Annotated in this window: 14 protein-coding genes; 6 read left to right on the plus strand and 8 right to left on the minus strand. The window is 68.1% G+C overall.

The window, feature by feature from the left end:
* The first annotated feature begins 19 nt into the window (after nt 1–19).
* The 3 genes from dnaJ to ACWZEH_RS18120 all read left to right on the plus strand — a co-directional run bounded on the left by dnaJ (nt 20) and on the right by ACWZEH_RS18120 (nt 3,205).
* Complete coding sequence (gene dnaJ, locus ACWZEH_RS18110) at nt 20–1,219, plus strand: molecular chaperone DnaJ (protein ID WP_456192225.1); 1,200 nt, start codon at nt 20–22, stop codon at nt 1,217–1,219.
* A 5-nt stretch (nt 1,220–1,224) separates the two neighbouring features.
* Complete coding sequence (locus ACWZEH_RS18115; protein WP_384013994.1) at nt 1,225–1,677, plus strand: heat shock protein transcriptional repressor HspR; 453 nt, start codon at nt 1,225–1,227, stop codon at nt 1,675–1,677.
* A gap of 421 nt (nt 1,678–2,098) precedes the next feature.
* Entirely contained in the window at nt 2,099–3,205 is a 1,107-nt protein-coding gene (locus ACWZEH_RS18120; protein ID WP_456192226.1) for a sugar ABC transporter substrate-binding protein, read from the plus strand.
* 91 nt (nt 3,206–3,296) lie between these two features.
* Here the strand turns inward: ACWZEH_RS18120 and ACWZEH_RS18125 are convergent, their stop codons facing one another.
* The 6 genes from ACWZEH_RS18125 to ACWZEH_RS18150 form a co-directional block, all read right to left on the minus strand.
* On the minus strand, nt 3,297–4,460 hold the full coding sequence (locus ACWZEH_RS18125; RefSeq protein ID WP_456192227.1) for a DUF418 domain-containing protein: 1,164 nt from the start codon (nt 4,458–4,460) through the stop codon (nt 3,297–3,299).
* A gap of 14 nt (nt 4,461–4,474) precedes the next feature.
* Entirely contained in the window at nt 4,475–5,359 is an 885-nt protein-coding gene (locus ACWZEH_RS18130; protein WP_456192228.1) for a hypothetical protein, read from the minus strand.
* An 8-nt stretch (nt 5,360–5,367) separates the two neighbouring features.
* A complete protein-coding gene (locus tag ACWZEH_RS18135) occupies nt 5,368–6,285 on the minus strand; it encodes an ABC transporter ATP-binding protein (protein WP_456192229.1) in 918 nt (305 codons plus the stop codon).
* On the minus strand, nt 6,278–6,544 hold the full coding sequence (locus ACWZEH_RS18140) for a hypothetical protein (RefSeq protein ID WP_456192230.1): 267 nt from the start codon (nt 6,542–6,544) through the stop codon (nt 6,278–6,280). Before ACWZEH_RS18140 ends, ACWZEH_RS18135 begins: the two co-directional genes overlap by 8 nt.
* A 63-nt stretch (nt 6,545–6,607) precedes the next feature.
* On the minus strand, nt 6,608–7,033 hold the full coding sequence (locus ACWZEH_RS18145; protein ID WP_456192231.1) for a hypothetical protein: 426 nt from the start codon (nt 7,031–7,033) through the stop codon (nt 6,608–6,610).
* A 69-nt stretch (nt 7,034–7,102) separates the two neighbouring features.
* Entirely contained in the window at nt 7,103–7,525 is a 423-nt protein-coding gene (locus ACWZEH_RS18150; protein WP_456192232.1) for a helix-turn-helix domain-containing protein, read from the minus strand.
* Between the two features lie 284 nt (nt 7,526–7,809).
* Here ACWZEH_RS18150 and ACWZEH_RS18155 point away from each other — a divergent pair, with 284 nt between their 5' ends.
* Nucleotides 7,810–8,859: a helix-turn-helix transcriptional regulator gene (locus ACWZEH_RS18155; RefSeq protein ID WP_456192233.1), complete on the plus strand. Its 1,050-nt coding sequence runs from the start codon at nt 7,810–7,812 to the stop codon at nt 8,857–8,859.
* On the opposite strand, the gene ACWZEH_RS18160 is transcribed toward ACWZEH_RS18155, so the two are convergent.
* Together ACWZEH_RS18160 and ACWZEH_RS18165 are read right to left on the minus strand one after the other, a co-directional pair.
* On the minus strand, nt 8,822–9,799 hold the full coding sequence (locus ACWZEH_RS18160) for a helix-turn-helix transcriptional regulator (protein ID WP_456192234.1): 978 nt from the start codon (nt 9,797–9,799) through the stop codon (nt 8,822–8,824). The two genes, ACWZEH_RS18155 and ACWZEH_RS18160, sit on opposite strands and share 38 nt — an antisense overlap.
* Entirely contained in the window at nt 9,796–10,797 is a 1,002-nt protein-coding gene (locus ACWZEH_RS18165) for a helix-turn-helix transcriptional regulator (RefSeq protein ID WP_456192235.1), read from the minus strand. Before ACWZEH_RS18165 ends, ACWZEH_RS18160 begins: the two co-directional genes overlap by 4 nt.
* A 162-nt stretch (nt 10,798–10,959) precedes the next feature.
* Between ACWZEH_RS18165 and ACWZEH_RS18170 the strand changes: the two genes are divergently transcribed.
* Nucleotides 10,960–11,106, plus strand: a complete 147-nt coding sequence (locus ACWZEH_RS18170) for a hypothetical protein (protein WP_456192236.1) — start codon at nt 10,960–10,962, stop codon at nt 11,104–11,106.
* 3 nt (nt 11,107–11,109) lie between these two features.
* A complete protein-coding gene (locus tag ACWZEH_RS18175; RefSeq protein ID WP_042163890.1) occupies nt 11,110–11,445 on the plus strand; it encodes a Rieske (2Fe-2S) protein in 336 nt (111 codons plus the stop codon).
* The last annotated feature ends 483 nt before the right edge of the window (nt 11,446–11,928 follow it).

Below are 11,928 nucleotides of genomic sequence, written 5' to 3' on the forward strand. Positions count from 1 at the left end.
GAGAGGAGGGATGTCGGGGATGAGTACCAAGGACTTCATCGAGAAGGACTACTACAAGGTTCTCGGCGTCCCTCAGGACGCCACCGAGGCCGAGATCAAGAAGGCGTACCGGAAGCTCGCCCGCGAGTACCACCCGGACGCCAACAAGGGCAACGTCAAGGCGGAGGAGCGTTTCAAGGAGATCTCCGAGGCGAACGACATCCTCGGCGACCCCAAGAAGCGCAAGGAGTACGACGAGGCGCGCTCGCTCTTCGGCAGCGGAGGTTTCCGCGCGGGGCCGGGGGCGGGCGGTGCCGGGTCGTTCAACTTCGACCTGGGTGACCTCTTCGGAGGCGGCCCGGGCGGTGGTCAGGGCGGCGGCCAGGCCGGTGCCGGTGGCTTCGGCGGCGGGATCGGTGACGTCTTCGGCGGCCTGTTCAACCGCGGCGGCGGCACGGGCACCACGCGCACCCAGCCCCGGCGCGGCCAGGACATCGAGTCCGAGGTCACCCTGAGCTTCACCGAGGCGATCGAGGGGGCGACGGTCCCGCTGCGGATGTCCTCCCAGCAGGCCTGCAAGGCGTGTTCGGGCACCGGCGACAAGAACGGCACGCCGCGCGTGTGCCCGACCTGCGTCGGTACCGGGCAGGTCGCCCGGGGCAGCGGCGGCGGCTTCTCGCTCACCGACCCGTGCCCGGACTGCAAGGGCCGCGGGCTGATCGCGGAGAGCCCCTGCGACATCTGCAAGGGCAGCGGCAGGGCCAAGTCCTCGCGGACGATGCAGGTGCGCATCCCCGCGGGGGTCAGCGACGGCCAGCGGATCCGGCTGCGCGGCAAGGGCGCTCCGGGCGAGCGCGGCGGCCCGGCGGGCGACCTCTACGTGGTCGTGCACGTCGGCAGCCATCCGGTGTTCGGCCGAAAGGACGACAATCTCACCGTCACCGTCCCGGTCACCTATCCGGAGGCGGCGCTCGGCGGTGAGATCCGCGTCCCGACGCTCGGCGGTCCGCCGGTCACGCTGAAGCTCCCCCCGGGGACACCCAACGGGCGGACCATGAGGGCGCGGGGCAAGGGAGCCGTCCGCAAGGACGGTTCGCGCGGTGATCTTCTGGTCACCGTCGAGGTGAGTGTTCCCAAGGATCTTCCGGGGAAGGCTCGTGACGCGCTGGAGGCGTATCGCGAGGCGACCGCGGACGACGATCCGCGGGCGGAGCTGTTCCAGGCCGCGAAGGGAGCTTGAGGGCGATGGACGGTCGTCGACGCAATCCGTACGAACTGACGCAGGAGACCCCGGTCTACGTCATTTCGGTGGCGGCCCAGCTCTCCGGGCTGCACCCGCAGACGCTGCGTCAGTACGACCGTCTGGGGCTCGTCTCCCCGGACCGCACCGCCGGCCGGGGCCGCCGGTACTCGGCCCGTGACATCGAGCTGCTCCGCCAGGTGCAGCAGCTGTCGCAGACCGAGGGCATCAACCTGGCCGGCATCAAGCGCATCATCGAACTGGAGAACCAGGTCGCCGCGCTCCAGGCCCGGGTGGCGGACCTGGAGGGCGCGCTGGACGGCGCGGCGGCGACCATGCGCCAGCGCGAGGCGGCGGTGCACGCGTCGTACCGCCGGGACCTGGTGCCGTACCAGGAGGTGCAGCAGACCAGCGCGCTGGTGGTGTGGCGGCCCAAGCGCCAGCAGCAGCCCGACTGACGGCCGGGCGCCTGCCGCCGGACATCGGACGCTCTGCCGCCGCCGGCCGGGTGGTCGGTCGGGTGGCGTGAAAGCGCCGGACCGGTGCGGCGGCGCTGCGACGGAAGTGGTCGCGTGTGATGCCCGGAGGTTCGCCCGGACCTTTGGGCATCACCTGTGCACGGACGGTTGACGGCTCGTCACCTCTCCGTTCGTGCGCCCCGGCGTACGCCCCGCGCACAGCTGTGAGCAGCACGTGTATGCGTGTGTAGGGGTTATGTGCGAGTCTTTCGCCGAGCCCACACGACTTCAGCGCACGGTGCTGTGTTCATCTCGTTAAGTAGTTGGTCTTGACGCCAGTGGTCGCTGGAGCGTTGGCTTTTCAGTCACATGGGCCGCAATGTTGTGCCCACGTCCAAAACGCACTGAAGTGAGCTCCCGTATGCGTCGTATCGCCATATCAGCCGCCGCCGCCTCGATGTCCGTCGTGCTCGCCGGTTGCGGCGCACTCAACGCGACGGGGAGCAGTGACGGAGCGAGCCCCACCAAGGGGAACGACGTCACCATCGGGCTCCTGCTGCCGGAGAAGGCCAACACCCGGTACGAGCAGTTCGACTACCCCATCTTCAAGAAGAAGGTGGAGGAGCTCACCAGCGACAAGGGCAAGGTGGACTACGCCAACGCCGAGGCGGACGCCGGCAAGCAGTCGAGCCAGATGCAGCAGATGATCGAGGACGAGGTGGACGTCATCGTGCTGGACGCGGTCGACGCGCACGCCATCGCCGAGGACGTGACGAAGGCCAAGGACGCGGGCATCCCCGTCATCGCCTACGACCGGCTGGCCGAGGGCCCGATCGACGCGTACATCTCCTTCGACAACGAGCTGGTCGGCGAGGTCCAGGGCCGCTCCCTGCTGGAGGCGCTCGGCGGCGACGGCGGGATCACCAGCAAGGTCGTCATGATGAACGGCTCACCGACCGACCCGAACGCCAAGCAGTTCAAGGCGGGCGCGATGTCCGAGCTCAAGGGCACGGTGACCATCGCCAAGTCCTACGACACCAAGGACTGGAAGCCGGAGAACGCCGAGGCCAACATGGCCGAGGCGATCGCCGAGATCGGTGCGGACGACATCGCCGCGGTCTACTCCGCCAACGACGGCATGGCGGGCGGCATCGTCAAGGCCCTGGAGGCGGCCGGCGTGAGCGAGCTGCCTCCGATCACCGGTCAGGACGCCGAACTCGCCGCGGTGCAGCGGATCCTCCTGGGCGACCAGTTCATGAGCGTGTACAAGTCCTACCCGACCGAGGCGGACAACGCCGCGGAGATCGCGGTGGCGCGGGTCCAGGGCAAGAGCATCCAGTTCGACGCGCTGGCCGGCGACCGCGTCGACAGCCCCACCCACAAGGACATTCCGGCGCAGCTCGTGCCCGTGGTCGCCCTGACCAAGGAGAACATCGCGGACACGGTCGTCGCCGACGGGATCTACAAGCTGTCGGACATCTGCACGGCCGCCTACAAGGAGGCGTGCGAGGAAGCCGGGTTGAACTAGCATCGGGCGGCCCTCCCGCGTCACCGGCCGCGGCCGGTGACGCGGGAGGGCCGTCGGCGTTCGGCCCCGCCCTCGGGAGAGCGTGGATCTCTCACCGGTCGGCACGTCTTTGTGGCGGGCCTGCCAGGGTGATGGTCCGGAGCAGCCACTCGGCGGGGCCGTGCCGGAATCGCCGCGACCACACCGCGCTGATCGCGAGTTGAATGCCGTACACGGCGCACACGAGCACCAGCAGCGCGGCAGTGCCCATGCGCCCGTAGAGGGAGAAACCGTACGCGGTGGCGAGGACGGTCAGGATCACGGACTGCGTCAGATAGTTCGTCAGCGCCGTCCGGCCCGCTGGGGCGAGCCACCGCCCGGTTCCGTCTCCCCACGATGAGCGGAGCATGAGCAGCAGCAGGCAGGCGTAGGTGCACGTCAAGGCGGGAGCCGTCAGTATTCCCACGCCAAGTCCCAGGTACTGCCATCGCTCACCGAGCGGCCCCAGCCAGGCGGATGCGAAGAAGAACGCTCCCGGTGCCCCGACGAACAGCCCGACGGTGGCGCACCGAACCAACTGGGAACGGGATGTGCCGTCGCGCGAGAGCAGGGCCCGCTTGCCTGCGGCCAGCCCGAGGAGGAAGGCGGCAAAAACCCCGGGGGCCATAAGGAGAACACCGAGGACGGCATCCGGCAGTCGGTCCAGATTCGCCTGGAGGACCGTGCCGGCATCGCCGCGGTATGCGCTCACGGCTTCTGCGATCTTCCCTGGGTCGGCGCCACTCCCGTGTCGGTCGAATGCCGCGAGTGCGCCAAGACACGTCAGGACGACACCGAAGATCCCGTAGATCCAGACAGCGGTCTTGACCGCGATGGCCGGTGTGATCCGCCTGGCGCACAGGAGGAGCAGTCCAAGGAGGCCGTAGGTCATGAGGATGTCGCCGTTGTACAGCAGCACGGCGTGCACCAGGCCCAGCAACAGCAGGCCCAGGGACCGGCGCAGGAAGCGTGGTGTGAAGTTCGCGTTCTCCCGGTCGGCCGAGGCCGTCTGGAGCGTGAAGCTGTAGCCGAACAGGAACGAGAACAACAGGTAGAACTTGGTGGTGGCCAGTGCCGTCACCAGCCACATGGCGAAACTGTCCACAAAGGCCGCGCCGGGCTCACGAACCCCTTCCGACGCATAGGGATCCATGATCTGCACGCTGTTGACCATGAGGATGCCCAGCAGGGCCAATCCCCGGAGTGCGTCGACGTCGGCCAGGCGGCGGGCGGCCACCGGTGTGCTCGGGCTCACGAGGCCGCCCGTCGCCGGTAGCCCAGCCATCCACAGCACGCGAGAACGGTCGCGTAAGAGCAGAATGTGCTCAGACCTGTCAGGGGGGCCAGGTCACTGCCGATCAGTGCCCTGGTGAACCCGTCCGGTTGCTCCGCACCGTTCATCGCGGCCCGGGCTGCTGCGAACGGGAGCCACGCCCGGACCTCGTCGATACCTGTGAGGGATGCGACGGCCAGGCCGAATATCCTCTCGAGGAGAAGCGGCCACAGGGTGAGAGAGAGTACCGCCACCAGTCGGCTTCGGACCAGCGAGGCCAGACCTCCGGCCAGTATCGGCAGGAACGTCATGACGACCAGGTATCTCAGCAGAGGGCCGAAGGCTGCCGGCCAGTCGGGCTGTGGCAGCCCTCGCACGGCGAGGGCTGCCGAGCCTACGGTGATGCTGAGGCCGAGGCCAACGGCGGCACCGGTCAGCGCGGCCAGCGCTCCCACGAGGAGTTTGGCCGCATACGACAGACCACGGCTGCCCACTGTCAACCAGGCCGTGCGCGCCGTCCGGTGCCTGAACTCCGAGGCGATCGGGCCGGTTCCGAACACGAACAGCAAGAGCCAAGCGCTGAGGGGGAGCTGCATGGCGATTGCGTTGAACTGCAGTGTGTCGACCAACCGGGCGAACTCGACAAAGGGCTGCCCGCCCCTCTCCGGCTCGGCTGCCTCCATCGGGAGCAGCACGCCGTTGAGCAGAGCCAGAACAGTCAGCGACCCCAGCGCCGCCCAGGTCGAGCGCAGGCCCTTCAACCTCAGCCATTCGAAGTTCAAAGCCCGTCTGAGCGCGGTCCCGGCCAGGGGGACGACCGGGACCGCGCGATCATGGGTGGCGGTATCCGCCTCGTTGGTCACCAGGGGACTCATTGGCTCTCGTACTCCTGATCGGCAACGGACAGATAGAACTCCTCCAACGAGGTCGCCCGTTCGTCCAGCCAGTGCAACGGCACCGAGTGTTCGGCCGCCAGGTCTCCGACCCGGAATCTCGACAGCCCTGTGATATCGGCGGTACCGGAACCGGTGACGGCGAGGGCCCCGCCACGCTGCTCGACCAGTTGTGTCAACCTGTCCAGAGCGGGGCTCTCAACGCCGACTCGCCCGTGAGCGATCCTGGAGAGATCTGCCATGGACGTGCCGGCGACGACTCGGCCTCTCGCGAGCACGACGACTTCGTCAGCCGACTGCTCCATCTCGGTCAGCTGATGGCTTGACACCAGAACGGCGCGACCATCGTCGGCGAAGTCCCGGAGGAAGCCACGCAGCCAACGCACGGAGTGAGGATCGAGTCCGTTGGCCGGCTCATCGAGGATCAGGACGCGGGGATTGCCGAGGAGTGCCTGAGCGATCGCCACGCGCTGCTCCATGCCGAGGGAAAGACGCCCGAGGCGCAGCCTGGCGGCCTCCTGCATGCCGACCCGGCTCAGGATCTCTCCCCCACGTTCCTCTGGAACGCCGATGCCGGCGGCCACCATCCTCAAGTGCGTCCGCACTGAGTGCTCGGGGTGTCCGGCGACGCCGCCGAGAACTGCGCCGACCACCTCAGCCGGAGCGCGCCACTGTGCGAGGGAGCGTCCCATGAACAGCGTTTCACCAGCCCCCGGCAACAGGCCGAGCATCATCCGGATGGCCGTGGTCTTTCCTGCCCCGTTCGCCCCGAGGAATCCGGTCACCCGACGCGGGGACAGTTGTAGGGAAACATCGGAAAGTACTCGGCGGCCGCGGAAGTCTTTGGTCAGGCCCCGGGCGGCCACCAAAGGTGGCGGGGCTGTCGGGTCAGCCATGGTTCAACCAGAAGAGAAATCCGGAGACGATGAGCAGGGTGAATGAAAACAAAGCACCGATGCCGAGCTTTTCTCGCCGGGCCAGACACCAGAGACTCATGCCCACGGGCGGTATCCAGCCGCAGTAGTAGAGAACCCAGCCGGCCGTTCTCGCACTCTCGGTGTGGACGGAAACAAATAAAATGAAAGAAGCGCAGACGAATAATGCCGCCATTCCCCACACGTTGTCCGCGACTGCCTGTCCGAGTGGCTTCTTCATACGTTCTTCCTCTCATGGAGCGGGGCTCCTCCCCAGGGCCGGAAGGGGCCCCGCTCCGTTCGATCAGATAACCTGCTGGGCCAGCCAGGCAATCAGCTCACTGACGACGTAGCTCGGCGACGCCTTGATTGCCCACTTCACCGGATTGAAGTTCGAAAGGCTGTTGACCCACCTGTCGAAGGCGGCCTTCCCTTTCTTCGCGGCCTTCACGGCCGCCTTGAACACCGGCTGGCTCTTCTTGAGCAGCTTCTTGAGCGCGCCGAGCTTGCCCTGTGCGACCCGCTCCCCCTCTGCACGGGCCGCGGCCTCGGAGCTGAGTTCTACCTCGTGATACACCACCACCGTGGTCGGCGACGCTGCAGCGCCGTGAGGCGACGCGGCACCGGCAGCGGTCCGATGAGCAGAAACGGCAGACGCCGCGGGTGCAGCCACACCCAGCGTCACAGCGGCCACCACCGAAGCGGCGATCACGCGTGTCTTTTTGTGCATAGTCCCTCCCCTTGATTCCGTTGGGCGCCCCTGGTGGGTCGCCCGGCCGGATTTTCCGGCTGACGGAAATCAAGGTGCCGTACGGGAGGACTTTCTGCCCATTGGACCTTGGGGTATAGCCCTTATGGGCACCTCCCCGGGAGGTGTGCCTTCGCTGTGCAGGTTGGAGAGCAAGGCTGCTTCGAGTCGCGTTTGAATGCCTAGTTTCCGCATCAGACTTGTCAGATGTGCTTTCACGGTACGTTCCGCTATGCCGAGCCGTCTGGCGATCGCACGATTGGATGGTCCGTCAGAGAGAAGTGCGAGGACCTGTCGCTCTCGGTTCGTGAGTTGATCGAAATCAAAATTCTGTGGGATCCGGAGACGGTTTGCCGCGTCCTGGGTTGTTCCGGCGCCACTCGGCGCGATGGTGTTCTTCTTCCTGTTGTCCTCCTCGGAAGGAATTATGAGACCTGCTTTGTCGGTCGACTCGTTGACATCCCACCTGGTCACGGTGGTTTTCCCCTTCCCCGTGGTGTGTCGATGCGGTGACTGCCACCGTGGTCGCGGCGGCGTCAAGTGCCCGACGAAATCCCTGAGTGATCACCGACGATCGCACCACTGCGTGACCGGACACCACCCTCATCTTGTTGCAGTGAGGCACGCAGAGGGGGTTGATATAAAGTGATTAAGGTGGCGGAAAGGTACGTCTGTGTGGTCGGGCCGTGTTGCGGAGCCGGTTGGGTCCGCGCATAGTTGCGCATCGGAAAGTGGCTGAACCGGGGGTGGGACGGGCAATGGCCGGGCGCGGGACGGGCGAGCATCCACATGGTGCTGACCGACTGTGCGACATCGGGGATCGCGTGTATTCCCGGGCCGTACGGCGCGGGCGGATACCGCGCCGGGACGCGGAGCCGGTGCCCTGTCTGCTGGACCTGGCCCTGCTGCATCCCGACCCCGACGACATGGACTGGCTGGTGCCGACCGCCCCGCAGGAGGTCATGACCCGGTTGCTGCGGGGGATGTACGACGAGGTCAGCGCGAGTCATCGGCGGGTGGGTTCGGCCGTCGAGGCCTTCGAGTGGTACGTCGGCCTCGACCGCGGGGCGCAGTCGCCGCCGGTCTTGGCCGCCACGGCAGGGGAGGGCCCCGCCATCCGGGTGCTGGACGGCGTGGCCCGTATCCAGGCCGCGATGGACGAGGCGACGCAGGCGTGCACCACGGAGGTGCTGACGGTCCAGCCCGGAGGCATCCGGCGCGAGGCGGAGCTGTCGGAGGGCCTGCACCGGGCGACGGCACTGCGCGGGCGCGGGGTGCGGATGCGGGACCTCTACACGCATGTGGCCCGGCACGGCCAGGGACTGCACACGTACCTGGAGCTGATGGGCGACGCGGTGGAGGCGCGAACGCTGGACGAGGTGACCGAGCGGCTGATCCTCTTCGACCGCACGGTCGCCTTCATTCCGGCCAACGCCGAGCGTTCGATGGCGTTGGAGCTGCGGCACCCGGCGCTGGTGGAGTACCTGGGCACGGTCTTCGAGCGGCTGTGGCGGCTCGCCCTCCCGCTGGCCGCCCCGCTCCCCGACACCGGCATCGAGGGCATCTCGCACCGGGAGCGGTCCATCGCGGCGCTGCTGGCGGAGGGCCACCAGGACGCGGTGATCGCGGAGCGGCTGGGGATCAGCGTGCGCACCTGCCGCGCCCACATCGCCCGGCTGTCGGAGACGCTGGGCGCGGCCAGCCGTACTCAGCTGGGCGTCAAAATAGCCCAGGCCGGCCTGGACGGCCCGCCGCGATCGGCGGCCTCCGTCACGGTTCCTGATCGAGGATCCCGGACTGCCCGATGAGATAACCGAGCTGAGCCCGGCTCCGACTGCCCAGTGTCACGGCGATCTTGGCGATGTGCACGCGAGCGGTGCGGACGTTCATGCCGAGGCGGTCGGCTATGACGGCGTCGGTGTGGCCTTCGACGAGGAGCGCGGCGATGGCGCGCTGGCGGGGCGTGACGCCATTCAGCGTGGGCTGCCGGACCGCCTGGGGGTGCATCGGCGTGGCGAGGCGCCAGAGGCGGTCGAAGGCGGTGGCGAGGTAACCCACGAGCGCCGGGTGGCGGACCTCCAGGGCTGAGGTGCGGTCGGCGTTGGCGGGGACGAACGCGACGGTGCGATCGACGATGATGAGGCGTTCGGTGATCTCGTCCAGCGTCCGGGCCTCGACGTCACCCGTAAGCCGTTCGTAGCGGGCAACCAGCGAGGGTAAGTGGCGCAGGGTGTGCTGGTAGAGGGCGCGGATGCGGCCACCGCGGCCGAGCAGGGCCTGGTCGCGCCGGATCGCGGCCTCGTGGAAGTCGGGCTTGGGGTGTATGTAGCTGTTGTGCGGTTGGATGGCGAGGAGTTCACCGGCGTCGGCCATCGCCTCGTTGATGACCCGGCCGATGCGCTCCTTGTCGCTGTGGAGCGTGAGCAGGGGCGTGGTCGGGACACCGTCGGGGCGGCCCGCCCGCATCAGCGGCTCGAACGCCTCGACCAGCCGCTCCTCCCGCTGCCGTTCCCGGGCGATTCGGTCCGCCGAGGCCCGGAGGAGCCGGTGCAGGGCGATGTGCGGCGCGACGGGCTCCCACCGGCTCGGGTCGTCGAGGGCGGGGTCCAGGAGGCCGAGGCCGGCGAGGTACGCCGCCTCATCGGCCCCGTCGGCGGGTACGCGCCCCTGGCGCAGCGCACGGGTGTAGAGGTCCAGGTCCCCCTCACACAGCTCCGCCCGTGCGTCGTCGTGCGCGTTCCCGTTCATGCGTGGCTTGCTCCCTGGCTTGGCTTGCCCTGCTCTAGGATCCCCGACTGGGCGATGAGGTAGCCCAGTTGGGCGCGGCTGCCACTGCCGAGGGCGGAGGCCAGCTTGGCTATGTGGGCGCGGCAGGTGCGGACGTTCATCCCCAGGCGCCGGGCGATGGCCTCGTCGACGTGGCCCTCCACGAGGAGTTTGGCGATGGAGTGCTGGATGTCCGTGAGGCCGTCCGAGGCCGGTTCGTACGGGGCGCCCATGCTCAGGGGGACCGCGCGGGTCCACATGAACTCGAAGACCTTGATCAGGTAGCGGACCAGGCCGGGGTGGCGCAGTTCCAGGGCGACCTGACGGTCGTCACGGGTGGGGATGAAGGCCACGGTCTCGTCGCAGATGATGAGCCGCTCCACGAGTTCGTCGATGGTGCGGTACTCCACCCTGCCGGTGTCGAACCGTGCCACGTACGCCAGCGTCTCGGGGCTGTGGCGGGCGGTGTGCTGGTAGAGGGTCCGGATGCGCACCCCCCGCTCGGTCAGCTGCTGGTCGCGCTCCAGCCCTTGGGCGAGGCTGTGCTCCAGCCGACGGCCGCCCGGCTGGACGGTGAGCATCTCGGACCGGCACTGCGCGGTGGCAAGATCGAGGGCGGCGTTTATCCGGTCGAAGCCCTCCAGCACCGTGATCGAGTGAGTGGTCATCGTCGCCTGGGCGCTGAGGGCCATGAACGGTTCGAAGGCGTCGGCCAGTTCGATCGACATCCGCCTGCGTTCGGTGATCTCCCGTTCCAGCGGGTTGAGCCGGTGGGCCAGGGCCACCGCCGGGGAGAGGGGACGCAGCCAGGCGGGGTCGTCCGGGTCGGGGTGCAGCAGGGCGAGCTCCATCAGGCAGGGAGCGGGCTCCACGTCCGTGCGGGCGATGCGGCCCGCACGCAGGGCGTCGGCGTAGAGGCGGCTGCCGGCCTCGCACAGTTCGGTGACCGCGTGGGGATGTGTCTCATTGGTCGGATTCATTGGTAAATCTCCACCCCCCAGGGTCCTGAACATGCAGGAACATGATGCACCGATCGTGTGGCCATGACGTGCCTGAATGAGCCATCGTCGTACCTGACGGGGGAAAAGGGTGATCTTCGAGTGAGGACGAAGCCGACTATGCGCAAGAGAACGCTTCGCTCGGTGCTTGTCGCCGCATTCTCCGCCGTCGTGGCCTTCGGGGTGCTGAGTGGCCTGGCAGGCATGAAGGGCGACGTCCGGGCGGACAGTAGCTGGGGACCGGTGGTGGGCGCCCAGTCCGTAGCCGCGGACGACAGTAGTTGGGCCTGAGTGATGACCACGCCTCCCGACGACCGATCCTTCCGCCGTGAGATGGCCACCGCCTACCGGTCCGGATGGCACTTCATCGACCTGGTCACCGCCATCCCCCACAGCGGTGACTCCCTGATGGTGACCGTGTTCGGTGAACCGGTCGTCGTCACGCGCGACGAGGATCAGGACGTGCGGGCGTACCGGTGCCTGCGACGGCCCCGCGGGGCGCCGCAGCCCGTGCGGTGTGCCATCCGGTACGGAATGATCTTTGTGAACCTGGACCAACGGGACCATGAGCAGGTGGAGTCCGACTCCCCCGCCGCCCGGACCATCTCGGCCACCCCCCGCAGTGCCTGACGCGATCCCCCCGTCGTAAAAGATCGCGCAGGTGCTTCCCCCGGCAGTGGCGTCACCGTGACCTGAACACGGTGACGCCACTGCAGTTTTCGGGGACGTTTCCGGGTATGGGCAGGGTCCGGTGATGGCCGGAACCGGTCGTTGGACGGTGCGAACCATCACCGCGGCCTCACTCCTGCCCCTCGCGCGTGTGAGCGCGTTTTCCATGGTCTCCCGCGCCGGATCCGGTGTCGGCCGCGCCCGCCCGCGGCGCCCCGTCCGTACCTCCGCCGCGCGCTTTCGGCCGGTCCGCGCGGCGGACCGTCGCCCCTCCAGTGTCGCCCACGACCGGCGGTTGTCGTCCCCCGCGTGCGGGTCCGTCGCGCGCCTTTCACGTCGGCCCCGCGTCTTCACGTCGGCCTTGTGTCTTCACGCTTCCTCCGCGCTCGCCTCACATCATGGCATCGACCGTGTCCGTATCCGTATCCGTGCCTGATCCGCATC

The sequence above is a fragment of the Streptomyces yamdrokensis genome, from assembly GCF_053890455.1.

What these genes read in the sequence shown, in the direction of transcription:
- dnaJ (WP_456192225.1), top strand. Translation starts at nt 20, where the DNA reads ATGAGTACCAAGGACTTCATCGAGAAGGACTACTACAAGGTTCTCGGC.
- ACWZEH_RS18115 (WP_384013994.1), top strand. Translation starts at nt 1,225, where the DNA reads ATGGACGGTCGTCGACGCAATCCGTACGAACTGACGCAGGAGACCCCG.
- ACWZEH_RS18120 (WP_456192226.1), top strand. Translation starts at nt 2,099, where the DNA reads ATGCGTCGTATCGCCATATCAGCCGCCGCCGCCTCGATGTCCGTCGTG.
- ACWZEH_RS18135 (WP_456192229.1), bottom strand. Translation starts at nt 6,285, where the DNA reads ATGGCTGACCCGACAGCCCCGCCACCTTTGGTGGCCGCCCGGGGCCTG.
- ACWZEH_RS18140 (WP_456192230.1), bottom strand. Translation starts at nt 6,544, where the DNA reads ATGAAGAAGCCACTCGGACAGGCAGTCGCGGACAACGTGTGGGGAATG.
- ACWZEH_RS18145 (WP_456192231.1), bottom strand. Translation starts at nt 7,033, where the DNA reads ATGCACAAAAAGACACGCGTGATCGCCGCTTCGGTGGTGGCCGCTGTG.
- ACWZEH_RS18155 (WP_456192233.1), top strand. Translation starts at nt 7,810, where the DNA reads ATGGCCGGGCGCGGGACGGGCGAGCATCCACATGGTGCTGACCGACTG.
- ACWZEH_RS18160 (WP_456192234.1), bottom strand. Translation starts at nt 9,799, where the DNA reads ATGAACGGGAACGCGCACGACGACGCACGGGCGGAGCTGTGTGAGGGG.
- ACWZEH_RS18165 (WP_456192235.1), bottom strand. Translation starts at nt 10,797, where the DNA reads ATGAATCCGACCAATGAGACACATCCCCACGCGGTCACCGAACTGTGC.
- ACWZEH_RS18175 (WP_042163890.1), top strand. Translation starts at nt 11,110, where the DNA reads ATGACCACGCCTCCCGACGACCGATCCTTCCGCCGTGAGATGGCCACC.